The organism is Aeromonas sp. QDB63 (assembly GCF_027707425.1).
In the GTDB taxonomy this organism is placed as follows: Bacteria; Pseudomonadota; Gammaproteobacteria; order Enterobacterales; family Aeromonadaceae; genus Aeromonas; species Aeromonas caviae.
The window spans coordinates 1-23569 of sequence record NZ_JAPCIS010000048.1 but is presented as its reverse complement, the minus strand read 5'-3'; the positions used below and the strand labels follow the sequence as shown (position 1 = coordinate 23569).

Below are 23569 nucleotides of genomic sequence, written 5' to 3'. Positions count from 1 at the left end.
AGGGCGGTGAAGATATCAAAGACCCGTTTTCCGGTAAATCGCAATGCGGCTCCGCTTAAGTGAACAGCATTGCGGCCATCGGCCGGGTTCTTTCTTACCCCCTGCCCCACCTCGGGGCAAGGGCGCTCGCCTTCCACCCCCGCATCCCGCTGCGCCCGTCCCTTGCCCTCATGGCCTGTTGCCACAAGATAGCGCAGGCTTACCCTCTATGGGGTACCACTCTGGTGCGCCCTGCCTTGCCCCGTGATGACATAAAAGTCATCCATATGATTTTTGAATGAAAAATTACTGACACTGGCCTCGATAGCGACTCAATTGGCTGGCACAGCCCTTGCACTTTGTGATGTACGCAGGGACGTCACAAGGAGTTGCCTATGCTGCCCATCAAGCCCCCCGGACCCGGTTGTTACGACGAGATGCTGCTCACCGACAACCAGTTTCGCGATCATTACCACGCCTACCTCTCGTGGCTGCACCAGACCGACGAGAAGAGCATAGAGCGCAAGCGCGAGGAGGCCGACCTGCTGTTTCGCCGGGTCGGCATCACCTTCAACGTCTACGGAGACGGGGACGGCGCCGAGCGCCTCATCCCGTTCGACAGCATTCCCCGCATCATTCCCGCCCGGGAGTGGCAACACCTGGATCTGGGGATCCGCCAGCGGGTCACCGCCCTCAACGCCTTTCTGCACGACATCTATCACGATCAGCGCATCCTGAAGGCGGGGGTGATCCCGGCCGCCCAGATCCTCACCAATGCCCAGTACCAGCCCTGCATGCAGGGGGTCGACCTGCACCGGGACACCTATGTCCACATCACCGGGGTCGACATCATCCGCAACCACGACGGTGAGTACTATGTGCTGGAGGACAACCTGCGCACCCCCTCCGGGGTCTCCTACATGCTGGAGAACCGCAAGATGATGATGCGCCTCTTCCCGGAGCTGTTTCACAACCAGCCCATCGCCCCGGTGGAGCGCTACCCGGCCCTGTTGCTGCAGACCCTGCGCGAGAGCAGCCCTGTGGACAACCCCTGCGTGGTGGTGATGACCCCGGGACGCTTCAACAGCGCCTACTTCGAGCACAGCTTCCTCGCCCAGCAGATGGGGGTGGAGCTGGTGGAGAGCGCGGATCTGGTGGTCAAGGATGGCCAGGTGCTGATGCGCACCACCACGGGGCTGAAAAGGGTGGATGTCATCTATCGCCGCATCGACGACGACTTCCTCGATCCCCTCGCCTTCAACCCGGACTCCCTCATCGGCGTGCCCGGGCTGCTCTCGGTCTACCGCGCCGGCGGCGTGGTACTGGCCAATGCCATCGGCACCGGGGTGGCGGATGACAAGTCCATCTACCCCTATGTGCCGGAGATGATCCGCTTCTATCTGGGGGAAGATCCCATTCTCAACAACGTGCCCACCTGGCAGTGCCGCGAGCCGGCTGCCCTCTCCCACGTGCTGGCCAATCTGGAGGAGCTGGTGGTCAAGGAGGTCCATGGCGCCGGCGGCTACGGCATGCTTATCGGCCCCTGCGCCAGTCGCGAGGAGCTGGCCCGTTTTCGCGAGCTGCTCAAGGCGCGGCCGGACAACTACATCGCCCAGCCGACCCTCTCCCTCTCCACCTGCCCGACCTTCGTCGACGCCGGTATCGCCCCCCGCCACATCGATCTGCGCCCCTTCGTTCTCACGGGGCAGGAGCTGCGCCTGGTACCGGGCGGCCTGACTCGGGTCGCCCTCACCGAAGGCTCCCTGGTGGTCAACTCCTCCCAGGGTGGTGGCACCAAGGACACCTGGGTCATGGAGGGCAGCCCATGCTGAGCCGCACCGCAAGCGAACTTTACTGGATGTCCCGCCACCTGGAGCGGGCGGAGAACACGGCGCGCATGCTGGACGTCACCCAGACCATGTCGCTGATGCCCTCCATCGACGCCGATCACAGCGAGCTGGTGGCGCCTCTCACCATCAGCGGCACCCATGAGCCCTTCCTGGCCCGCTACGGCCAGGTGAACATGGAGAACCTGCTGCAATTTTTCTGCTTCGACGAGGAGAACCCGAGCAGCATCTTCAGTTGTCTGCGCATGGCCAGGGACAACGCCCACGCCGTGCGGGGCAAGATCCCCGGTGAGGTGTGGGAGAGCATCAACGCCGCCTGGATAGAGATCCGCCGACGCCGCCAGGCGGGGCTGTCCAGCGGCCAGGCCCAGGAGTTCTTCGACTGGATCAAGGAGCGCTCCCACCAGTTTCGCGGCGCCACCTATGGCACCATCATGCGCGGTGACGTGCTCTGGTTCCTGCGCCTTGGCACCTTCATCGAGCGGGCCGACAACACGGCACGCATCCTGACCGTGAAGTATCAGGTGATCCGGGAGGACGAGGACAGCGTGCGCGAGTTCTACCGCTGGAACGCCCTGTTGCGGTCAGTGGGCGCTTACGAGGCCCACCAGACCCTCTACAAGACGCTCTCCCATGCCTCCATCGCCGAGCTGCTGATCCTGCGCAATGACGTGCCGCGCTCCCTGCGGGCCTGTCTCGACGAGATGGAGCTGATCCTTGCCCAGATCGAGGGCAACGCCGGTCAGACGCCCCGGCGCCTGACCACCATACTCAACGCCCATCTGACCTATGGCGCCATCGACGATGTCTTTGCCCTCGGCATGCAGGAGTACCTGAGTGATTTCCTCAGCGACATCGGCGCCATCGGCCAGAGCATCCACGCCGCCTACCTGGAGGTATTATGAGACTCATCATCGATCACCAGACCCGCTACCACTATGCCGACGTGGTGCGCCGCAGCACCCAGTACCTGCGCCTGACCCCCCACAGCACGGCCCGCCAGCAGATCCTCTCCTGGGAGCTGGAGCTGCCGGGGGAGGCCACCTGCACCACGGACGGTTACGGCAACATACTGCATGTGCTAAGCCTGGAGTCCCCCCACGAGGGGATCCTGATCCGCGCCCACGGGGAGGTGGAGATCTGCGACGACGCCCCGGAAGATGAGGAGTCCTCCCTCATCTCTCCCCTGAGCTACCTGAGGCCCACCCCCCTCACCCGACCGACCCCGGCCCTGCAGGATCTCGCGAAGGCCTGCCTGCCAGAGGAGCCGACCCTGGCCGACTTGCAGAGCCTGATGGCACGCATCCTGGTGCTGATGCCCTATCAGCCCGGCAGCACGGATGCCACCTTCAGCGCCGACGAGGCACTTGCTTCGGGCAGCGGCGTCTGTCAGGACCACACCCATGTCTTCCTGACCTGCTGCCGCCACGCCGGCCTGCCGGCCCGGTACGTGAGCGGTTACCTCTACAGCCAGGACAACAGCCACGTGGCGATGCACGCCTGGGCCGAGGTGTGGATCGAGGAGCGCTGGCACACGTTCGACGTCACCAACCTCACCAGCTCCACCAGCGAGCACCTCAAGCTCGCAGTCGGCATGGATTATCTGGATGCCTGTCCGGTGCGCGGCGTGCGCTATGGCGGCGGGTGCGAGCAGCTGCAGAGCCAGGCGCAGGTGACCCGCCTGGATGGACAACAGCAATGAAGACCGGGAGAGTCCTGGCGGGAGCGCGGTCATGACCTATTGCGTCGCCATGTGCCTGCAAGACGGCATGGTGTTTGCGTCCGACTCGCGCACCAATGCGGGGGTGGATCACATCGCCACCTTCCGCAAATTGCACCTCTTCACCCGGGAGGACAGGGTGATAGTGCTGCAAAGCGCGGGCAATCTGGCCACCACCCAGAGCGTCATCAGCCTGCTGACGGAGGGGCAGGAGCTCCTTGCCCTCCCCAGCCTCTACGAGGCTGCCGCCCTCATCGGCCAGACCATACGCACCGTCATCAGCCGGGATGGGGGTCAGCAGCAGGGCCATATCAACTTCGGCTGCAACATCCTGCTGGGGGGGCAGATCCGGGGGGAGCGCCACCGCCTGTTCCACATCTATCCGGAGGGCAACTTCATCGAGGCGAGCGCCGACACCCCCTACTTCCAGATTGGTGAGAGCAAGTACGGCAAACCCATCATCGATCGCATCATCCACCATGAGACGCCGCTTCAGACCGCATTGCAGTGCGCCCTCATCTCCATCGACTCGACCCTGCGCAGCAATCTGTCGGTGGGCTTGCCCCTGGATGCCCTGGTCTATCACGAGGGCAGCTTCTCGGCGACGAACCAGCACCGCATCACCGAACAGAACCCCCATTTCGTGGCGCTGCGAAAGGCCTGGGGCGAGGGGTTGCAGCAGTTGTTCCAGGGCCTGCCCACTTTCCCCCTCTAGGCCGGGCGGGAGGCGCCAAGGCGCTTTCCCGCTCCTTTCTTTCCGGATATTCTGGCTGCCTTCCTTTTCGATGGAGTTTCCCATGCGCCGCTTCAACGTCATGCTCAACGGCAGCCGGTTGATGATGTTCCCCTTCTATGTCTGCATCCTTATCTGTGTCGCCCTCCTGATGGTGAAGTTCGCCATGCAGCTCTATGTGCTGTGCCGCGACATCATCGACATCCACTATCTGGATCTCATCACGGGGGTACTCACCCTGGTGGACTTCGTGCTGGTGGCCCAGATGCTGATCCTGGTGGCCATCTGCGGCTACGTGCAGTTCATCAAGACCCCGGAGCAGCGAGCGGCCCTCGGCGACAACTGGCTCAGCAAGATCAACTTCGCGTCCCTCAAGCTCATCGTCATCAACTCTCTGGTGACCATCGCCGGCATCGAGGTGCTCAAAGCCTTCCTTGACGACGGCACCGGCAACGAGATCGAGATGAAGTGGTCGGTCATCGTCTTCCTCGCCTTCTCCACCGCGGCACTTATCTATGCGGTGACCGAGCGGCTGGCGGAGCACAAATAGGGCCCGGCGCCATTCAGGGTCTATTCATCAAGAGCCGAATTGATAACTCTTTTCATTACCCTTACTGCATTGTAAACTTGCTCGCCCCGGGCTGAACCGCCCGGGAGCTGGAGCACCCATGACGAGTCTTTCCCTCTCACCACGACACTGCTGGCAGTGGCTGGCCTATCACCATCAGGCGGCCGAGGGTGCTCTTTATCTGATGTTTTTCTCCGGCCTGCTGCTGTGGGAACCCCTGACGCCGACCTGGTCCCTGGCACGCTGGAACCTGTTTTTGCACGTCGCCCTCTCGCTCACCCTGTTCCCCTTGCTGTTTGGCGCCTTCTGGCTCTCCCATCGCAGCCTGCTGCGCAAAAGCCGCAAGCCTTTTCTGCGCACCACGGGGCGCATCATCGAAGCCTTGCTGCTGGTCTGTCTGGCAAGCGGACTGGTGCTGGTGCTGCACGGCACCCCGGGGGATAGCCTCGGCAACCTTGCCAGCTGGGCCCACTGGCTGAGCGCCCTCGCGTTGACGCCCCTGGTGCTGCGCCACGCCTGGCGCTGGACCATCTTGAAATGGCGCACCTGATCTTATGTTGAAGTTGTTCTTATCCCTGATGTTGGCCGCCCTGCTGCTGGGGACCGCCTCGGCCCGGGAGATGGGCACCGCCATGATTGCCTATGACGAGGGGAGCGCCCCGCACCTCGTCACCGCCAACCAGAGTGCTGGCTCCGTCACCCTGCTCGAACGGGGCACTGGCAAGCGACTCAACGAGGTGCAGCTGGGGGGCGATCTGCGCCAGCTGGCCCGCGCCGATGACGGCACCCTGCTGGTCACCGATTACAGCGGCGATCGCCTGCTGCTCTTGGATGATGAACTCGAGCTGGAAAAGGCGATCCCCACCGGCCATAGGCCCTATGGCGTAATCTTCGATGCCAAGCGGCAGTGGTTCTGGGTCACGCTGTTCGAGGGAGGGCGCCTTCAGGCTTATGACAGGGCGGGCAACCTCCAGCTGGATGCAAAAACCGCCGAGACTCCCCGCGGGCTGGCATTGACCGACGACGATCGCCTGCTGCTCACCCACGCCATGACAGGCCAGCTCGCCATCTATGATCTCGCCAAGCTTGAGAAGGGCGCTACCCTCCCCAAGCCCAAGCTCATCACCCTGGCGGAAACCCACAGCGATACCCCGAGCGACTCCCAGGGCTTGCCGCGCCTACTGGACGGCATCGCCCTCTCCCCCGATGGCAGCGAAGCCTGGCTGCCCCACGTGCTCTGGAGTTTCGATCACCCCTTCCAGTTTCAGAGCACCGTCTTCCCGGCCGTCTCCATCATCGATCTCGATGAAGAGAAGGAGCGGGTCGATGAAAGAAAACAGCTCTTTTTGCAGATCAACCTGCCCAGCGTCGGCAACCGCAGCCAGATCGTCTCCAACCCGTTCGCGGCGCGCTTCGCCGCCGATGGCAAGCGGGTCTACCTGACCCTGGCGGGTTCCGAAGACTTGCTGGTGTTCGACCTGTCGCGCAGCGGCAAGCAGAACAGCAACCGCCACCGCCGCAAGAAGTTTCAGGGGGGCGCCAAGGCGACCCAGCTCTTGCGTCACCTGCCGGGCCAGAATCCGCGCGATCTGCTGATCGATGGCGACCACATCCTGGTGCACAACGTCATGGGGCAGGATCTCACCCGCCTCAATAGCGGCGGCAGCGGCCCGTTTGCCCGGGTCACCGTCGATGTGCCCCACTTCGCCAAGCTGGTAGAGACCGATCCCCGCCCCGCAGCCCTCAAGCGCGGTGAGCGGTTGTTCAACCTGGGTAATACTGCCGCCAACAGCCGCTTCCCCATGGCGGGGGACAACTGGATGAGCTGCAACTCCTGCCATCTGGACGGGTTCAACTTCACCAACCGCTATCTGATGGCGGCCCATCGCCAGCAGAGCGGCGACAACGCCATCAACGGCCACGCCAACCTCGCCAACATGGTGGCGGGGGACTTTATCGGCGAATACCTGCGCATGACCCAGCAGACCCAGGGCGGCATGGGCCATGACACCCGCGATGGGGCCGAGCCGGTCGACCCCGCGAGGCCCCATCCCGAGGTGCAGGCGATGATGGAGGATCTGCACGCTTTCGTGACCAGTGATGGCAACCTCCCCTATCTGGCCAACTGGCTTAGGCTCGATGCCTCGCGCAGGGATCCTGCCAAGGCGCCGACCACTCATCCCAAGGAGTGGCTCAACTCCGCCTCCTGCCAGAACTGCCACCAACAGGCGTTCCAGGACTGGAGCGAGAGCAACCACCGGCTGATGGGCAACTCCCACCCCTACTACAAGGTGGTGCAGGCATTGGCCCGCGAAACCGAGGGCGAAGCCTTCGGCCAGTGGTGCCAGGGCTGTCACATGCCCCAGCAGGTGATGAACGGCCAGACTGATCTGCCCAAGGGCTCCCACATGTTCGAGCAGGGTGGGGCTTCGCTCATTGCGGCCCACCAGAAAGGCGAGCCCGTGGTGGAAGAAGGCACAGGCTGCGTGCTCTGTCATCGCATCACCAAGCTCGAGGATGCAGGCGGCAACAGCGCCTTTACGGTCAATTTGAAAGACCGCGAGAGCTATGTGTTCGAGGATGCCGCCGGCGGCAGCCTCCAGCACTGGCTGGCGGAGCGGCAGATCAACGCCCGCCCCGCCATGCACAAGGCCTCCTACCAGAAGGATTTCTACCGGGACGCGGCCCTGTGCAAGTCGTGCCACAACGAGTTTGCCCCGGGCACCGGCGCCAATATCGTCAACACCTGGGACGAGTGGGAAAAATCCAGCTTCGCCAAGGCCGAAGATCCCGCCAAACGGCGCACCTGCATCGACTGCCATATGAACCCCGAGCCGGGCAATGGCGGCGCGCCTGTGGCGGGCCAGTCCACCGAAAACGGCACCGTGAAAGAGCGGCTCTATCGCCACAACTTTACCGGTGCCCAGCATCAGCTGGTGGGGCTGAGAAGTGCAACCCTCGAGCAGGAGAGCCTGGCGCTCTTGCGCTCCAGCGCCACCCTCTCGGCCCGCATTGAAAACCAGAGTGGCCAGCCCGCGCTGGTAGTGAGAGTCGCCAATACCGGCGCCGGCCACGCCCTGCCCACCGGTGTCGCCGATTTCCGTGAACTCTGGCTGGAGCTGACCGTCACCGACGCCAGCGGCAAGCTGGTGCTTGAAAGCGGCCAGCCGGTGAACGGCGCCGTCCCTGAGGATGCACGGCTATTTAGAAAGGTGTTTGGCGATGCCGAGGGCAAGCCGGTGGGGCTCAAGTTCTGGCGCTACGCCAAGCTCATTGAAGACACCCGCATCCCGGCCGATGGCTGGCGCGATGAAGCTTGGCCGCTGCCGGCGGATGCTCAGGGGCCCTTCAAGGCCGATATCAAACTCAATTTCCGCACCTACCCCAAGTGGGTCAATGATGCGGTGCGCGCCGCCGAGCCGAGCTTGCCGGAGCCACCCATAGTGCAACTCAATCGGCTGCAACTGACCCTGCAGCCCCTCCCCCTCACGCCCGATACGGAGCCTCAATACTGATGTTCGCAAGTTTTCTCATTACCCTGCGCGAGGGGCTGGAAGCCTTCCTGCTGGTCGGCATCTGCCTCTCCTACCTCGCCAAGCTGGGGGCGAGCCGCTACAACAAGTTCATCTATCTGGGGGTGGGCCTCGGTCTTGTCGCCTCCCTTGTCATCGCCTTCCTGTTCCAGGTGGTGGTGAGCCAGTTCGAGAGCGAGCGCTACAACCATTTGCTGATGGCGGGGATCCTGATCTTCGCCACCTTGGTGCTCACTTATATGGCTATCTGGATGCAAAAACAGGCCAAATCCCAGGTGGGGGCCATGACGGCGCGCATCGATGCCGCCATCGACGGTGGCAACCTGTTTGGTCTGGTGCTGCTCGCCTTTCTGGCGGTGATGCGCGAAGGCTTTGAAACCGTGCTCTTCTTCTCGGCCCTGGTCTACTCCGGGCAAGGGGTGGATCTGCACCAGGGGCTGATGGGGGCGCTGGCGGGGCTGCTGGTCTCTGTGGTGCTGGTGTGGGGGCTGCTGCGCTCCACCCGCAAGGTGGCGCTGGCCCCCTTCTTCCGCTGGACCGGCCTGCTCATCATCATCATCGCCGCAGGCTTGCTCTCGTCCGCCGTCAACATGTTGCAGGCAGCGGACGTCATCACCTTCTGGACCACGCCGGTCTTCAACATCAGCCACATCCTCGACGATCAGGGGGTATTCGGCACCTTCCTGCGCGCCCTGTTTGGCTACAACGCCTCACCGGCCGGCCTGCAGTTGCTGACCTGGGCCTGCTACCTCATGATCTTTGTCACCCTCTGGCATCGCAGCTATCGCCCCCAGGGGAGCGCCGCCCCGACCAGGGGCTGAGCCCGGGGATCACACTCTGTTCGGGAGCCGCGCACAGGCGGGCTCCCCCAGCTATCACGCCGTTTCGGAACACTCATGAACGACAACAACAAGAAGCATATTGCGGTGCTGGGTGCCGGCCCTGCCGGTTTGATGGCCGCCTGGCGCCTGCGCCAGGCCGGTTTTGCGGTCACCCTGTTCGAGCAGGAGAGCGTGGTGGGCGGCATGTGCGCCACCCAGACCTTCAAGGGGCGCGACGGGGAGTATCGCTTCGACTACGGCGGCCACCGCTTCATCACCAAGAACCCCGAGCTGCTCGCCTTTATCGATGAGCTGATGGGGGACGACCTGCTCCACGCCGAGCGAAAGAGCGTCATCCGCTTTGGCGGGTGCACCTATGACTACCCTTTGAACCTGCCCAATTTGCTCAAGACGGCGCCGCTGGCCCTGATGGCCGGTGCGGTGAAGGATCTGCTGCTGTTGCCCTTTGCCAAGAAGCCTACCGATTTTGCCAAGGCGAGCTTTGCCGAGTGGATCCAGAGCCACTTCGGTCGCACCCTCTACCGCCAGTTCTTCGAGGGCTACACCGGCAAGCTGTGGGGCATCAACCCGGACAAGCTCTCCGCCGACTGGGCCGGCCAGCGCATCAGCCTGATCGATCTCAAAGACGTGGCACGCCGCCTGCTGCCAAGGCGCAACGGCAGCATGTCGGTGCGCACCTATGCCCGCAAATACCGCTATCCCAAGTACGGCTTCGGCCAGATCTTCACCACCTTGGGGGAGCGGTTGGTGGCCGAAGGGGTTGAGCTGAAAACCGGCGCCACCATCACCCGTCTCGAGCAGGCTGATGGCCGCATCGAACGGGTTTATTGGAAACAAGATGACGTGGAGCAGAGCGAGCGCTTTGATCAGGTGATCTCCACCCTGCCGCTGCCGCTCACCTGCCAGCATCTGGGCTTGCCGTGTGATCTGCACTACCGGTCGCTTCGCTTCGTCAATATGCCCCTCAAACAGGAGAACCTGTCGGACAACACCTGGCAGTACCTCTCCGACCCCCATATTCTGGCGACCCGTCTGCAGGAGCCGCGCCGGCGCAGCCCCTTTATGGCGCCCCAAGGCCAGACCTCGGTGATGCTGGAGATCCCCTGCAATCCGGGGGATGCCACCTGGCAGGCACCGCTCTCTGATCTGCGCGGCCGGGTCACCGCCGATCTCGACAGCCTCGGCGTCGATACCCAGAAGCTCGGCGATGAGACATTCGAAGCGCGCAGTGAATACGCCTATCCGCTGATGGATCTGGGTTATCAGGCCCGCCGCAACGAAGCCATCAAGGCGCTGATGCCGATAGGCAACCTCATCATGACCGGCCGTCAGGGGACATTCCGCTACATCTTCACCGACACCGCCATGGAGATGGGGATGATGGCCGCAGACATGGTGATCGACGGGGTGGACAGACGTCACGCCATCTTCAATCATCGCAACGAAAATACCGTCATTGAAACCCAGAGCGTGGCCTGAGTGCCGCGCCATGGGCATAACCTCTTGGCATAAGTAAGGAGAACAGGATGACCATCCGCCCGGGTTTACTTGCCCTCACCCTGCTGCTGACCCTGAGCGGGCAGGCGCAGGCTTACTCCTACGCCGCAGCCGGCAAGGAGCCGCTGATCGATGCCCGCGAGGCACTGCTGGGCGCCGCCACTGACGGCAAGGATGCCAGCGCCACCTTGAGCGAGATTGCCGAGGAGCTGACCTATCTGGAAGAGCACCACCAGGTCGAGCTGCAAGCACCGCTGGCCGCCGCCATCAAGGCCAAAGACGCCGTGGCTACCGCGGCCCTGCTCAACCGGGCCTACAAGGCGGAGATCGAGCGCCGCCTCGAAGGGGCCAGCCAGAACCTTGGCGACTACCAGACCGCCAAGGTGCTGGTGGTCAAGAGCAAGCGCTTCTTGGATTTGATCCTCCCCTCCCTCAATGAAGGAGATCGCAAGGCCGCCGAACAGGCGCTGGCCAAGGTGCTCGATGCCATCGGCAACCCGGGAGTGTTCGGCGTGGGTGCCAAACCTGCCGATGCCGCTGCCTTTGGCGATGCCGAAAAAGCGCTGATGACCGTGCTGGCGCCGCTTTGATGACCTCTCATCGATGACGACGGCCCCCCTCATCCCCACCCCTTCTCCCGCAAGGGGAGAAGGGGGGCGTCGCCACGGCCGATTACGCTTCGCTAATCGACCCTACTTGCTTGCCCTGCTGCAACTGGCCTGGCTTGGCTGGCTGCTGACCTTCCCCGTGGCGCTCGATTCCGACGATGCCCTGAACTTCGCCCACGGGGTGGTGCGCTTCAGCGTACTGGAGTTCTCCCCCCACTTTCCGGGCTACCCCGCCTTTATCTGGCTGGCGCGGCTGATCAATCTGGCGGTGGACGATCCGGCCCGCGCGGTGCAGTGGGCCAGCCTCTTGGGGAGCAGTTTGCTGGCGCCACTCGCCGCCTCCCTCGCGGTCAGATTGTGGCAGCGGCCCAGCCTGCTGGCGCCGGTCTGGCTGCTGGTACTAGCCCTGCCGCTCACCCCGACGCTCGCCCTCTCCGGCCTGTCCGACGGGCCGGCGCTGGCCGCCTGGCTGGGCGCGCTCCTGGCTTTGCAACAGCGCAAGATAGCGCTGGCGGGTCTGCTGTTGGGCCTCATGCTGGCCCTGCGTCCCTCCTACTTCGTGCTGGCCCTGCTGCCCCTTTGGCTGGGGATGGCGCAGCAGGGCACGCGCGTCAGGTTTGTGCTCCCCATCGCGCTGGTGGGGCTAGCCTGCCTGCTGTTTGTCTGGCAGGCCGATGGCTGGGCCTATTTCAGCGAGGGGCGGCGCTTTACCGACGGCCACTTTACCCTGTGGGGCAACACGGCGGCAGCCCACGGGGATCGACTGCTGAGCTGGGCGAATACCTTCAACGATCAGCTCACCCCGCTCTGGCCCCTGTTGATGGGAGCCTTGCTGATACTGCCACTCTGGCAACGGTCAAAAGATCACAATGCGACCCCCTCCGTGCTCTGGACGCTCTACTGGCTCGCCCTGCTGCTCTGGACCCTGTTTGGCCAGAATCCGGACAATCCCCGCCATCTCGCGCCCATCACCCTGCTTGGCCTCGTGCTGCTGGCAGGCTGGCTGCCGCGCCGGGGCGAGCTGCCAGCCATGCTGGGAGCCCTGTTGTTGCTGCTCTGCACCCTCACCCCACCGGCGGCACCAGCCATAACCCGGGCCGCCAGACTGGCCGAACAAACGTGCCCGGCGCTGGTAACCCAGTGGGGAGTGAGGCTGCTTAGGGAAACCACAACCCTGCCCGTCACCGACGGCTGGTACCGGGGGGATGCCGCCCTTGCGCTCACCCAGGGGGCCTGCCGCCTCAGCCGCCGCCCCCTGGGGGCAGAGGCGCTACCAGGCCCTTATGACACCCTCTGGTTTGCCCCCCGCTTTCACGCCGAACCCGGCCTCTGGCTCGCCCTGCCCCGCTGAACCGGGCGCTTGCGAGGGCATCGCTCGACTCGTCTACACTCACAGCCGGGTCTGTCAGGAACCAGTGCAATGGAAAGAAACACGAGCGGAACCGGGGAGGGGATCCGGGTCGCGCTGGCCCTGTTGCTGGCCTGCGCCCTGCTGATGCTGCCGCTCTGGTGGCAGGGGGGCAGTCAGGGGCACGATCTGTTCCACCACCTGCTATCCGGCCACTACTTTGCCCGCCAGCTCTGGCAGGGGGAACTCTATCCCCGCTGGCTGATGGCCATGAACGGCGGCTTCGGTAGCCCCACCTTCTTCTTCTATCCCCCGCTCCCCTACTACGTCAGCGCCCTCTTTGCCGGGCCCGGTGCCCACCCCCAGCAAGCCATCTACCCTTTGCTTGGCAGCGCCACCCTGGCCCTGCTGCTCTCCGGGGTGTTTGCCTATCTGTGGCTGCGTGCCACCACGCCCCCTGGCCGGGCCCTGGCCGCCAGCCTGCTCTATTTGGCGCTGCCCTATCATGTCGCCATGGATCTCTATGCCCGCTTCGCCCTGGCGGAGTTCTGGGCCTTCGCCTGGGCTCCCCTTATCCTGCTGGGGCAGGATCTCGCCCACCGCGGACGACCTCAGGGGTTGCCCCTGCTGATCCTGGGGCTGGCGCTGCTGGCCTTCTCCCACCTCCCCAGCCTCTTGCTCATGATGGGGCTGGTCACCTTGCGCGCCTTCTGGTTCACCAGACGCACCCGCACTCTGACGCCCTGCTGGCAAGCCCTCGGCGCCCAGGGGGTGGGGCTTTGCATGGCAGCCGCCCTGCTGCTGCCCGCCCTGGCGGATCAGGGGGCCATCTCCATGGAGCTGATGCGCGGCGGCATGTTCGACTACAGGCGCAACTTTCTCGACCGCCTGCCCAGCGCCTGGGAGGACTGGCGTTTTCGCGGTCACCTGGCGTGGCAGAGCATGCTGACCCTGGTCCTGCTGCTCATCGCCTGGGCCGCCGCCCGGGAGCCGCGCCACCCCGAGCTGCTGTGCTGGGGGGCGATCGGCGTCGTCGCCTTCCTGATGATGCTGCCCCCGAGCCAGCCTCTCTGGAGCCTGCTTCCCCCCTTGCAGCGGGTCCAGTTTCCCTGGCGGCTCAACCTAGTGCTCGCCCTTGCCACGGTCGCCGTGGTGGCGCTCGGCACCCAGCCCCATCGTCTCTGGCAGGGGCTCTGGTGGGGAGTATTTCTGCTGACCCTCCTCTCCACCCTGGCCTATGTGCGTCACGCCCCCCTCACCCAGGCCCCCGAACGGGAAGCCATGGCATTCGAGTTCGACAGCAAGCGCAGTGCCCGGGAATACAGGCCAAGGCAGGTGCCGGGGGGCATGTTCGCCCCGACCCTGCTCGCCTGGAAGGAGGAGTTCCAGCCGCCCGTCAGCGCCGAACCGCCAGGCGCGAGCTGGAGCCTGACCCGCTGGCAACCCCGCGCCCTGGCGCTGGAGGTCAAGGCCCGGGTGCCGACCCGGCTGGTCCTGCACCAATACCATTACCCCGGCTGGGAGGCCCGCCTCGACGGGCACCTGGCGCTGACGGTGAGCGCCAATCGCCAGGGGTTGATGCAACTCTGGGTTCCGGCGGGCCACCACAGTCTCACCCTGACCCTGGCGGTACGATGGCCGGAGCGCACCGGCAATGCCCTCTCCCTGCTTGGATGGCTTGCCTGGCTCTGGCTGCTCTGGCGCCACACCAGACAAAAGGGCATCGGGCAGGATGCACCTGATCGCGCCCGCCAAAACTGATAGACTCAACACCTGCCTCTCAACCCGGCCCAGCCCACGACTCGGATACCCTATGCCCCAAGCCAGCTCCCTCTCCCCCCGTTTCCTCTTCATCCTGCTCGGTGCCCTGGCGGGCCTGACTCCGCTCGCGGTGGACATGTATCTGCCCGCCATTCCCGCCATCGCCCGGGATCTGGCTACCAGCATCGACGGCGCCCAGCTCACCATCAGCGCCTTCCTGGGGGGCTTTGCCATCGGCCAGCTCTTTTACGGGCCGCTCGCCGACAGCTTCGGCAGAAAGCCGGTGATCCTGGCGGGCCTGACGATGTTTGCCGTGGCCTCCGTGGGCTGCGCCATGGCGGACTCCCTGCCTGAGCTCCTCGCCTGGCGCATGTTGCAGGCCGCAGGGGGCGCCGCGGGTTCCGTGGTGGTCAACGCCCTGCTGCGCGACCTGTTCGAGAAGGATGCGTTTTCCCGCGCCATGTCCTTCGTCATCCTGGTGATGACCCTCGCCCCCCTGGTGGCCCCGGTGGTAGGGGGGTACATCAGCGCTCACAGCGACTGGCGGGTCATCTTCTGGCTGCTGGTGGCCATCAGCCTGCTCATCTGCCTGGTGATGCAGTGGAAGATTGAGGAGACCCTCAAACCCGAGCACAAGCAGCCCCTGCGACTCGGGCAGGTGCTTCGCAACTACTGGGGGGTGCTCTCCCACCGTGGTGCCATGGGCTATGTGCTGTGCGGCGCCCTGTCGAGCTCCGGCATGTTTGCCTTCCTGAGCGCATCCCCCTATGTCTACATCGAGTATTTCAAGGTGCCGACCGAGCACTATGGCTGGCTCTTTGGTCTCAACATCCTGCTGATGATGGTGGTCACCTTCGCCAACAGCCGGCTGGTGAAAGGGGTGGGTGCCGAACGCATGCTGCGATACGGCCTGACCGTGCTGCCGCTCGCCGGGGCCCTGCTCATCTACAACGCCTGGAGCCAGACCGGGGGCCTGTGGGGCATCGTCATCCCCGTCGTGCTCTTCGTCGGCCACATCAGCCTGGTGGGGGCCAACGCCATGACCGGCCTGATGGGCCACTTCCCCCAGTCCGCAGGCACCGCCTCGGCGCTGGCGGGTACCCTGCGCTTTGGCCTTGGGGCCCTGGTGGGGGTACTGGTCAACCTCAATCCCCCCGAATCGCCGCTCCCCATGGCCATCGCCATCGCCGGTTGCGGCCTGGGGTCGGCCCTCAGTTACTGGCTGCTGAGCGGCAAGCGCGTCCCCTGATGCCTTGCAATGAAAAAGCCCTGTCCATGGACAGGGCTTTTTGCATCGGGGCGCAGGCCTCAGTCATCGGCCTGCAACCCGCTGCGCGCCAGGATCTCGCTCTCCAGCCCATCCAGGCTTAGCTGGTTCTTCTTGCGCCAGTAGGCCTCAATCCCCTCCCGGCCCTGCCGCTCGGACCAGTTGGCAAGATCCTCCCTGTCTCCCTGGTACTCATACAGAGGCACCGACATGCCGCACGACGTCTGGACCCGTTCAATGTTCAGCAGGAAGATCTGGCGAGCCGCGACGCTTGGGGGGAACAGCGCCAGCAACGACGGCCACTGCGGATCAGTGCGGTGCAGCACCCGTGCCTGGCCATAGGCTCGCAGAATAAGCGGCGCCCCCTCGAAGGCGCAGAACATCACCGTCATGCGCGGCTGTTGCAGCACCTGGGCCGCGGACTCGTTGCCGCTGCCGGTCAGGTTGAGCCAGACCAGGGTGTGGGCATCGAGGACGCGCAGCGAATCCCCGCCCTTGGGGGAGAGATTGACCGATCCCTTCGCAGCCGCCGTGCCGACGAAGAAGATCTTCTGCCCCTCGATAAAGGTGACATGGCGCGGCAAAAGCGCCTCGAACAGTTGTCCCATCCTGCCTCTCCCTGGTGCCTGGAACCGGGTTGCCTAAAACAGGGCGCTGTTGAGCCACAGGTGCGCCCCTATGCCGACCATATAGCCAAGCAAAATGGCAGGCAACCACTTGAGGTGCCCGACGAAGGTATACATGCCCCTGGCCTGCCCCATCAGGGCCACCCCGGCGGCGGAGCCGACCGAAAGCAGACTGCCCCCCACCCCGGTGGTCAATGTCACCAGCAGCCACTGCCCCGTGCTCATCTGCGGCTCCATGGAGAGCACGGCGAACATCACCGGAATGTTGTCGATCAGGGCGGAGAGCAGGCCGATGACGACGTTGGCCAGGGTCGGATCGCCACCGTCATAGAGGAAATGGGAGGCAAGCGCCAGATACCCCATAAACCCGAGGCCGCCGACGCACATCACCACCCCGTAGAAGAAGAGCAGGGTGTCCCACTCCGCCTTGGCAATCTTGTTGAACACATCGAACGGCACCACCGAGCCCAGACGCAGCAGCCTGGCCTCGTCCCCGGTGCGCTCATACAGCGCCCGTGCCCGGGCCAGGGTGACGGGCTGGGTCTTTCGCAGATAGAAACTGAAAAATTGCAGGTAGCCCAGCCCCATCATCATGCCGAGCACGGGGGGCAGCCCCAGGAAGTGATGGCAGGCGACTGCGGTCACTATGGTGAGTACAAAGAGCAGCACGATGACAACGGCGCCGCGCCTTGGCACCACCATCTCGCCCGGCATGGCGGGCACCAGACGGGGCACCATCAGGCTCATCAGGGTGGCCGGCACCAGGAAGTTGAGCAGGGCGGGGATGAAGAGCAGCAAGAACTGCTGGAACGGCACCTTGCCCGCCTGCCACACCATCAGGGTGGTGATGTCGCCAAAGGGGCTGAAGGCGCCGCCCGCATTGGCTGCCACGACGATGTTGATGCAGGCCAGGTTGATGAAGCGGCGCTCCCCGTTGGCCACGTTGAGCACCACTGAGCACATCAGCAGCGCCGTGGTGAGGTTGTCCACCACGGGGGAGATGAAAAAGGCGAGAAAACCGGTGAGCCAGAAGAGCGTACGCAGGCTGAATCCCGCCTGCACCAGGCGTACCCGCAGCACGGCGAACAGCAGCCTGTCCTCCATGGCGTTCACATAGGTCATGGCCACCAGCAAGAAGAGCATCAGTTCGGCATACTCCAGCAGGTTGTGCCGAAAACCGGCCTGAACCAGCTCGCTTTGCCCCTGCCCCGTATAGACCAGGCCGATGGCTATCCAGATGATGCCGGCGGCCACCAGCACCGGCTTGGACTTTCGCAGCTTCAGGTACTCCTCGGCCATCACCAGGGCATAAGCCAGGGCGAAGATGGCGAGGGCGAAGAGCCCGACCCCGCTGTGGGTCAGATCGAGGGGGCCGTTGCCCGCAGCGGCGGGGGCACTGAGCAGGGCCGTCCCGGGCACGAGGCGAAGGAGTCCAGACATGGCGGCATCTCCTGGCAGGCGTCTGGCATTGAGGCTAGCAGCGCAAAGGGAAGCCGCCCTCCTTGTCATCCTGATGAGCGGCCCGCCGCGGGCACTAAGGCAAACATGAGCGAGGCCCGTTGCCGGGCCCCGTCATCAGGAGGTCTTCTTGCCAAAACCCGATTGCTTGAGGGTGTAGCCTGCGCTGTTTTGCCAGGCATCCAGCCCGCTTCGGTTGTTGCCCGCCACCAGGCTCGCGGCCAGGCTCGGGCTGTTGAAGAGCTGATCGGCGGTAAAGATGAAGCCCCCTTCGGGGTGGGGAACGAGCACCCCCTTGCCCAGCAGCTCCTGGCGCAGCTCGATCACCGCCTCGCGCAGGGAGGCCGCATCCTCGCCGTTGGCGGTGGAGCCCGCCTGGACCATGAAACCGGGGTTTTGCCGCTTGCCCACCGGATAACCATGGGCCTCTGCCCCCTTGCCGTTGAAGTGGTAGAGCTCGCGCTCCCCCGGCTTGTTGTCGGAGAGGGCCTTTTGCAGGGTCATCAGCTCGTTGTAGATATCGATGGGGACCACGGCAGCCTGCTTGACGCCCTTGCTGTCGACGATAAAACTGACTTGCTTGTGTAACATCCTTGCTCATCCTGTGACCCATGGAAGGCCCTATTCTAACCACCTCAGGCAAGCGGGATCCAGCGAGGATCCCCATCCCTTTTGCAGGCGCGATCACTAACTGGCATAGTGACGGACATTGTGAAAGCCATTGACCATCAAACGGTTATCCCATGCTTAGCCTGCGCAACCTCAGTAAACGCTTCGCCAACGGCGGCGAGACGCTCCCCCTGTTTGAGGGGCTGGATCTCGCCCTCACCCCGGGGGAAACCTGCCTGCTGCTGGGGCAAAGCGGCTGTGGCAAGTCCACCCTGCTCAACCTCATCGCCGGTCTCATCGCCCCGGACGAGGGGGAGATCTGGCTGAAAGATACCCGTCTCGACACCCTGCCGACAGACGAGCGGGCCCGGCTTCGCGGGCGCCATTTCGGCATCGTCTATCAGGATTTCAACCTGCTGCCGACCCTGACCGTGGCCGAGAACCTCGCCCTGCCCCTTCAGATAAACAACCTGCCCCAGGACGATGGGCGCCTCGATGCCCTGCTCGCGCGCCTTGGCATGGGCCACAAACGCCACGCCTGGCCGGAACAGCTCTCCGGCGGCCAGCGCCAGCGGGTGGCGCTGGCCCGAGCCCTCATTCATCAGCCCCGTTGGCTGCTCGCCGACGAACCCACCGGGAGCCTTGATGAACACAACGCCGAGCAGGTGATGGCCCTGATGATGAGCGCGGTGCGCTATACCGGCGCCGGTCTCTTGCTGGTGAGCCACAACCCGGGCTATGGCGACCTGGCGGATCGGGTGCTGCGCCTTGAAGGGGGGCAGCTGGTCGAGCTCAAGGGGCGCCGCCATGGCTGACGTCTGCCGGGGGGCCTGCTGATGTTGCCGCTCAAGGCGCTGCTGCGCCTCTATCGCGCTCACCCCTGGTTGCTCTTGATGAGCCTGGCCGGGCTCACCCTCGGGGTCACCCTGGTGGTGGCCATCGAGCTCTTGAACCACAGCGCCCGCACCAACTTCGTCGCCGCCCGCAGCCAGCTCGCCGGGGAGGCCAACTACCGCCTGGCCCCCCAGGGTGGCCTGGATGAGCAAGTCTACGTGAGGCTGGTGCGAAGCCAGCCGAACCTTGACGCCATGCCAGAGCTTCACGCCTGGCTCAAGGACGAGCAGGGGCACAGCTTCCAGTTGCTGGGGATGGATCTCTTCAACCCCGGCCCCCTGCGCCGCCTCTTTGGCGATGCGCCTGACAGCCAACCCGATGTCTCGTTGAATCGCGCCGACAGCGTCTGGCTGGCCGCCCCCGAGGCGAGGCGCCTTGACTGGCAAGCGGGCCAGTCGCGAACCTTTGTGCTGGGGGATGAGGGGCAACGCCCCCTGACTCTGACCCTGGCGGGCACCTTCGAGCCCGGCGCCGTCCCCATGGAGCGGCTGCTGGTGACCGACATCGGCCTCGCCCAGCCCCTGCTTGGCAAGGAAGGCAGACTGGATCGCATCGTCTTCAAACTCAGCGAGCAAGAGGCCCATACCTTGCAAAGAGCCTTGCAGGCGGCCCTGCAATCCTATGCCCCCCATCAGCCCCTCTGGCTTGAGCCCATCAGCCCGGCCCTCGATGCCAGCCAGCTCGGAGATGCGCTGGCGCTGAACCTTACCGCCCTCTCCCTGCTCGCCATGGCGGTGGGATTGTTCTTGGTGTTCAACGCCCAGCGCTTCGTGCAGAGCGTGCGCCGCCCCCTGCTCGCCCAGCTCATCATCCTCGGGATGCCGCCGCGCCGGGTGCTGCGCTGGCTGACCCTGGAGATCCTGATCCTCGCCACCCTCGGCACTCTGCTCGGGCTGTTGCTCGGCAGCCTGCTGGCCCTCGCCCTGATGGGGCAGCTCACCCAGGCGCTGGCCGACCTTTATGGCCCCAACCCCATCGACCTGCTGCGCCTCTCCCCGACGAGCCTTGGCAAGGCGCTGGTGATTGGCCTTCTGGGGATGCTTGCCGCCAACCTGCCCGGCTGGTGGCAACTGCTGCGCCAATCCCCCCTTGCGCTGCGAGAGGGCAACAGTCGCCCACCGGCTCACCCCTGGCAACGCCGGGGGCTTGCCATCGTCATTCTGCTGCTGTGCGCCCTGTGTCTGTGGCAGCCCGCCACCGGCCTTGGCGGCGCCCTCTTCGTGGCCGGAGGCTGGCTGCTCGCCATGGCCCTCCTGCTGCCCGATGCCCTTCGCTCCTTGCTGGGGCGGCTGCGTGCACGCGGCCCCCTCACCGCCCGGCTCGGGGTGGCAGAAACCCTCTATCACCTGGATCGCACCGCCATCGCGGTGATGGCGCTGCAACTGGCCATCGCCGCGGCCATCGGCATCGGGGTCATGGTGTCGAGCTTTCGCTCGAGCGTGGAGATCTGGCTCGGCCAGCGCCTGGCCGCCGATCTCTACGTCACCGCTCCCAAGGGGGTGGCCGGCAGCAGGGGCGCACTCGGCGAGCAGACCCTCAACACCATCCTCGCCTCGCCAGATGTGCGCGCCGCCTCCCGCCGCGCCGTGCTCCCCGCCCGCTGGCAGGGGCAGCCCATCGAGTGGGCGCAGATGGACTTTATCCCCGAGCTCAAAGCCGCCTATCCCCTGTTGGCCGGGCGCTGGCCCGCTGCTCCCGACGAGGTGCTGGCGAGCGAACCGCTGACGGTACGTCTCGGGGTCAGGGTGGGCCAGCGCCTCGAGGTAACCAGCGAAGGGGGGCCGAGGGCTTTCACCGTCACCGGCGTCTATCAGGATTACGGCAGCGACAAGGGGCAGATACTGCACGCCTTCGAAGGGGGCAAGGTGCAATCCCTGGCCCTCTTCAGCCCGGATCCCGAGCACCTTGGTGACAGGCTCAGGAGCCAGTTTGGTGAGCAGGTGAACCTGTTGCCCGCCCCCGCCATCCACGCCGCAGCCCTCAAGGTGTTCGATCAGACCTTCGTGGTGACCGAGCTATTGAAGTTGCTCATTCTGGGGATCGCCTTCGTCGGCATCGGCTCGGCCTTTATGGTGCTGGGGCTGGCCCGGCGCGGCGAGTTGCAGACCCTGCAAAGCCTTGGCCTGAGCCCGCGCCACTGCCGCCGGCTGCTGGTGTGGCAAGGGGCGGGCCTCGGGCTGCTCACCGCGCTGTTGGCCCTGCCGGTGGGCTATGGCCTTGCCTGGGTGCTCATCGAGGTGGTCAACCCCCGCGCCTTTGGCTGGCGGCTGGCCTTCGAGGCCGCCCCCTTGCACGCCGTCACGGCGCTCCTGCTCGCCCCCGTCTGTGGCGCGCTCGCCTCCTGGTACGCCGCAAGGAGAGTGGTATGAAATATCGGTTGGCGCACTGGCTCAGCCATGGCTTGACGTTCCCATTGACCAGATCCCTGTCACCGCCCTTGATTCAACGCAGAGAAGCGCACAGAGCTATCGTGAACCATCCCCTCTCCCTTCGGGAGAGGGCCAGGGTGAGGGAAATCTTGTCCTCTTTACGGACCCTGTGGCTTGCAGCCCCCTTGATCCCGCTTATTGCCATAAGCGGCAACGCGCAGGCCAGCGATTTGGGGAGCATCCTTGGCGGCGGCAGCGATCACTTCAAAAAGGCACTGCCGGGTCAGTCCATCAACCTGTCCGTGGATCACGGTGCCCACCCCGACTACCGCTCCGAGTGGTGGTATCTCACCGGCAACCTGAAAGACGAGCAGGGGCGCGATTACGGCATGCAGTGGACCCTGTTTCGCCAAGGCATCGAGCAGGAGATCACATCGGAGAACCCCTGGCTCACCCCCCAGCTCTGGCTGGCCCAGTTCGCCATCACGGATGTGAGCAAAGGCAGCCACCAGCAGGACGAGCGCACCAGCCGCCAGGGGCCAGGGCTCGCCGGTGCCAGCGGCGGTCAGTATTGGCTGAAAGAGTGGGTGCTGGCCTCTCAGGGCGAAGCGCTTTTTCCCGCCACCCTCAAGGTGCAAAGCAAGGCGGGGGAGCTTGATGTGAAGGTGAGCGCCGCCAAGCCGGCGGTGCTACAGGGCAAACAGGGTTACAGCGAGAAGAGCCCGGGCAACGCCTCCTTCTACTACTCCTACCCGCGCCTGACCATCAGCGGCACCCTGACCCTGGATGGGGAGACCCGCAACGTCAGCGGTGAGGGTTGGTTTGATCACGAGTGGAGCAGCTCGGTATTGGCCGAGTGGCAATCGGGCTGGGACTGGTTTTCGCTGCAATTTGAAGATGGCCGCGAGCTGATGCTGTTTCGCCTGCGCACCAAATCGGGCCGCGCCCATTCCGAAAACAAGCCCGAGAACCGCTACGGCATCCTGATTGAACGGGACGGCAGCAGCCGGGTGCTGAGCCCAGATCACATCCGCCTCACTCCCGGCAAGACCTGGCGCGGCCCCAAGGGGCAAGCCTACCCCATCGAGTGGCAGCTGGAAGCCGCCGATATCAAGCTCACCATCCAGGCGCGCCAGCCCAATCAGGCCATGACGGGGCGTTTTGACTACTGGGAAGGGGCGGTCTTAGTCTCGGGGGACGCCAAAGGCGTCGGCTATCTGGAAATGACGGGATATTGACCGCCTTGAAATCAGATCGCCTTCAAAAAATCATTCAGATTCCATGCTTTAGATGGTTTTTTTCTCAACAGAATTTCTCGTACTTGATACCTTACCCAGACGGCCCTTCCCCTACTGCCCAAAACCCCAAGGATCACCTGTGGCTTTGCTCATCCTCCATTAACACATTGTTATATTCAAAGAGATGAAATGTTACATCCGAGAATTTTATTTAAATATCGAAAACTCGATAAAAGCTGTTTGGAACTGCTCCTAAATCGTGAACTGTGGTTCGCCACACCAGCTTCGTTGAACGATCCATTTGAAGGCGAATCTTCATTCTCAGAAGTTCTGGATGCTGTATGGGATCGCTATCCATTTCCGAAAGAAGAAAGAGAATACTATCATGACGTTATAAAAAAACAGTTATCAGAAACTGGAATCTGCTCATTTAGGGAAGGTGCGAATAAGTCACCAAGTACAAAAATACGCCTTTGTAAGCATTTGAATTAAATCGACTAAAATTTTCAGTTTTGTTGTGGAGGGTACTTGTTCTCACCTTCCCTAATGGTTTATTACTCGACCGTTTGGCTGGATATAAACGCCAACGACTGCCTGTTTGTACAGATCTAGTTATCACCTGACACCGGCCTCAAACCGGTGTCTTGTTTACGCTACTTTAGTGCGCACTTC

General features: G+C 64.0%; 20 protein-coding genes. 17 read left to right on the top strand and 3 right to left on the bottom strand.

Going from position 1 to position 23569, the window contains the following annotated elements; all coding sequences use genetic code 11:
* Positions 1-374: 374 nt before the first annotated feature.
* The 13 genes from PG879_RS19420 to PG879_RS19360 all read left to right on the top strand — a co-directional run bounded on the left by PG879_RS19420 (position 375) and on the right by PG879_RS19360 (position 15685).
* Positions 375-1811: a circularly permuted type 2 ATP-grasp protein gene (locus PG879_RS19420; RefSeq protein ID WP_041212881.1), complete on the top strand. Its 1437-nt coding sequence runs from the start codon at positions 375-377 to the stop codon at positions 1809-1811.
* Positions 1805-2731: an alpha-E domain-containing protein gene (locus PG879_RS19415; protein WP_041212880.1), complete on the top strand. Its 927-nt coding sequence runs from the start codon at positions 1805-1807 to the stop codon at positions 2729-2731. The genes PG879_RS19420 and PG879_RS19415 overlap by 7 nt, the downstream gene beginning before the upstream one ends.
* Positions 2728-3528, top strand: a complete 801-nt coding sequence (locus PG879_RS19410) for a transglutaminase family protein (RefSeq protein WP_010674395.1) — start codon at positions 2728-2730, stop codon at positions 3526-3528. The genes PG879_RS19415 and PG879_RS19410 overlap by 4 nt, the downstream gene beginning before the upstream one ends.
* Positions 3529-3559: 31 nt before the next feature.
* Positions 3560-4261 (top strand): peptidase, encoded by a 702-nt coding sequence (locus tag PG879_RS19405; protein WP_010674394.1) that lies wholly within the window; start codon positions 3560-3562, stop codon positions 4259-4261.
* A gap of 82 nt (positions 4262-4343) precedes the next feature.
* A complete protein-coding gene (locus PG879_RS19400; RefSeq protein WP_010674393.1) occupies positions 4344-4829 on the top strand; it encodes a YqhA family protein in 486 nt (161 codons plus the stop codon).
* Positions 4830-4947: 118 nt separating this feature from the next.
* Positions 4948-5397: a hypothetical protein gene (locus tag PG879_RS19395; RefSeq protein WP_041212878.1), complete on the top strand. Its 450-nt coding sequence runs from the start codon at positions 4948-4950 to the stop codon at positions 5395-5397.
* A 4-nt stretch (positions 5398-5401) separates the two neighbouring features.
* Entirely contained in the window at positions 5402-8362 is a 2961-nt protein-coding gene (locus PG879_RS19390) for a YncE family protein (RefSeq protein ID WP_270830584.1), read from the top strand.
* The gene (locus PG879_RS19385) at positions 8362-9201 is read left to right on the top strand and encodes an FTR1 family iron permease (RefSeq protein ID WP_139737696.1); all 840 of its coding nucleotides are present in this window, start codon (positions 8362-8364) and stop codon (positions 9199-9201) included. The genes PG879_RS19390 and PG879_RS19385 overlap by 1 nt, the downstream gene beginning before the upstream one ends.
* Positions 9202-9276: 75 nt before the next feature.
* Complete coding sequence (locus PG879_RS19380) at positions 9277-10701, top strand: FAD-dependent oxidoreductase (protein WP_052814857.1); 1425 nt, start codon at positions 9277-9279, stop codon at positions 10699-10701.
* A gap of 47 nt (positions 10702-10748) precedes the next feature.
* A complete protein-coding gene (locus PG879_RS19375; RefSeq protein WP_052814856.1) occupies positions 10749-11309 on the top strand; it encodes a hypothetical protein in 561 nt (186 codons plus the stop codon).
* A gap of 106 nt (positions 11310-11415) precedes the next feature.
* On the top strand, positions 11416-12678 hold the full coding sequence (locus tag PG879_RS19370; protein WP_223952515.1) for a hypothetical protein: 1263 nt from the start codon (positions 11416-11418) through the stop codon (positions 12676-12678).
* Between the two features lie 69 nt (positions 12679-12747).
* The gene (locus PG879_RS19365) at positions 12748-14436 is read left to right on the top strand and encodes a 6-pyruvoyl-tetrahydropterin synthase-related protein (protein ID WP_052814854.1); all 1689 of its coding nucleotides are present in this window, start codon (positions 12748-12750) and stop codon (positions 14434-14436) included.
* A 52-nt stretch (positions 14437-14488) separates the two neighbouring features.
* Entirely contained in the window at positions 14489-15685 is a 1197-nt protein-coding gene (locus tag PG879_RS19360; RefSeq protein ID WP_010674385.1) for a Bcr/CflA family multidrug efflux MFS transporter, read from the top strand.
* 59 nt (positions 15686-15744) lie between these two features.
* On the opposite strand, the gene PG879_RS19355 is transcribed toward PG879_RS19360, so the two are convergent.
* The 3 genes from PG879_RS19355 to PG879_RS19345 form a co-directional block, all read right to left on the bottom strand.
* Positions 15745-16311, bottom strand: coding sequence for a pyridoxamine 5'-phosphate oxidase family protein (locus PG879_RS19355; RefSeq protein ID WP_041212871.1), 567 nt, complete (start codon positions 16309-16311; stop codon positions 15745-15747).
* A 33-nt stretch (positions 16312-16344) separates the two neighbouring features.
* Complete coding sequence (gene nhaD / locus PG879_RS19350) at positions 16345-17769, bottom strand: sodium:proton antiporter NhaD (protein WP_041212870.1); 1425 nt, start codon at positions 17767-17769, stop codon at positions 16345-16347.
* 135 nt (positions 17770-17904) lie between these two features.
* On the bottom strand, positions 17905-18378 hold the full coding sequence (locus PG879_RS19345) for a DUF4357 domain-containing protein (protein ID WP_010674381.1): 474 nt from the start codon (positions 18376-18378) through the stop codon (positions 17905-17907).
* Positions 18379-18530: 152 nt separating this feature from the next.
* Here PG879_RS19345 and PG879_RS19340 point away from each other — a divergent pair, with 152 nt between their 5' ends.
* The 4 genes from PG879_RS19340 (at position 18531) to PG879_RS19325 (ending at position 23389) form a co-directional block, all read left to right on the top strand.
* On the top strand, positions 18531-19211 hold the full coding sequence (locus PG879_RS19340; RefSeq protein ID WP_223952496.1) for an ABC transporter ATP-binding protein: 681 nt from the start codon (positions 18531-18533) through the stop codon (positions 19209-19211).
* Between the two features lie 21 nt (positions 19212-19232).
* A complete protein-coding gene (locus tag PG879_RS19335; RefSeq protein ID WP_041212868.1) occupies positions 19233-21659 on the top strand; it encodes an FtsX-like permease family protein in 2427 nt (808 codons plus the stop codon).
* Positions 21660-21844: 185 nt separating this feature from the next.
* Positions 21845-22897, top strand: coding sequence for a lipocalin-like domain-containing protein (locus tag PG879_RS19330; protein WP_270830585.1), 1053 nt, complete (start codon positions 21845-21847; stop codon positions 22895-22897).
* A gap of 189 nt (positions 22898-23086) precedes the next feature.
* Positions 23087-23389: a hypothetical protein gene (locus PG879_RS19325; protein WP_270830583.1), complete on the top strand. Its 303-nt coding sequence runs from the start codon at positions 23087-23089 to the stop codon at positions 23387-23389.
* The last annotated feature ends 180 nt before the right edge of the window (positions 23390-23569 follow it).

Bases quoted from the DNA above. Each gene is read 5' to 3' on its own strand.
- PG879_RS19420 (WP_041212881.1), top strand. From the start codon at position 375: ATGCTGCCCATCAAGCCCCCCGGACCCGGTTGTTACGACGAGATGCTG.
- PG879_RS19415 (WP_041212880.1), top strand. From the start codon at position 1,805: ATGCTGAGCCGCACCGCAAGCGAACTTTACTGGATGTCCCGCCACCTG.
- PG879_RS19410 (WP_010674395.1), top strand. From the start codon at position 2,728: ATGAGACTCATCATCGATCACCAGACCCGCTACCACTATGCCGACGTG.
- PG879_RS19405 (WP_010674394.1), top strand. From the start codon at position 3,560: ATGACCTATTGCGTCGCCATGTGCCTGCAAGACGGCATGGTGTTTGCG.
- PG879_RS19400 (WP_010674393.1), top strand. From the start codon at position 4,344: ATGCGCCGCTTCAACGTCATGCTCAACGGCAGCCGGTTGATGATGTTC.
- PG879_RS19395 (WP_041212878.1), top strand. From the start codon at position 4,948: ATGACGAGTCTTTCCCTCTCACCACGACACTGCTGGCAGTGGCTGGCC.
- PG879_RS19390 (WP_270830584.1), top strand. From the start codon at position 5,402: ATGTTGAAGTTGTTCTTATCCCTGATGTTGGCCGCCCTGCTGCTGGGG.
- PG879_RS19385 (WP_139737696.1), top strand. From the start codon at position 8,362: ATGTTCGCAAGTTTTCTCATTACCCTGCGCGAGGGGCTGGAAGCCTTC.
- PG879_RS19380 (WP_052814857.1), top strand. From the start codon at position 9,277: ATGAACGACAACAACAAGAAGCATATTGCGGTGCTGGGTGCCGGCCCT.
- PG879_RS19375 (WP_052814856.1), top strand. From the start codon at position 10,749: ATGACCATCCGCCCGGGTTTACTTGCCCTCACCCTGCTGCTGACCCTG.
- PG879_RS19365 (WP_052814854.1), top strand. From the start codon at position 12,748: ATGGAAAGAAACACGAGCGGAACCGGGGAGGGGATCCGGGTCGCGCTG.
- PG879_RS19360 (WP_010674385.1), top strand. From the start codon at position 14,489: ATGCCCCAAGCCAGCTCCCTCTCCCCCCGTTTCCTCTTCATCCTGCTC.
- PG879_RS19355 (WP_041212871.1), bottom strand. From the start codon at position 16,311: ATGGGACAACTGTTCGAGGCGCTTTTGCCGCGCCATGTCACCTTTATC.
- nhaD (WP_041212870.1), bottom strand. From the start codon at position 17,769: ATGTCTGGACTCCTTCGCCTCGTGCCCGGGACGGCCCTGCTCAGTGCC.
- PG879_RS19345 (WP_010674381.1), bottom strand. From the start codon at position 18,378: ATGTTACACAAGCAAGTCAGTTTTATCGTCGACAGCAAGGGCGTCAAG.
- PG879_RS19340 (WP_223952496.1), top strand. From the start codon at position 18,531: ATGCTTAGCCTGCGCAACCTCAGTAAACGCTTCGCCAACGGCGGCGAG.
- PG879_RS19335 (WP_041212868.1), top strand. From the start codon at position 19,233: ATGTTGCCGCTCAAGGCGCTGCTGCGCCTCTATCGCGCTCACCCCTGG.
- PG879_RS19325 (WP_270830583.1), top strand. From the start codon at position 23,087: ATGTTACATCCGAGAATTTTATTTAAATATCGAAAACTCGATAAAAGC.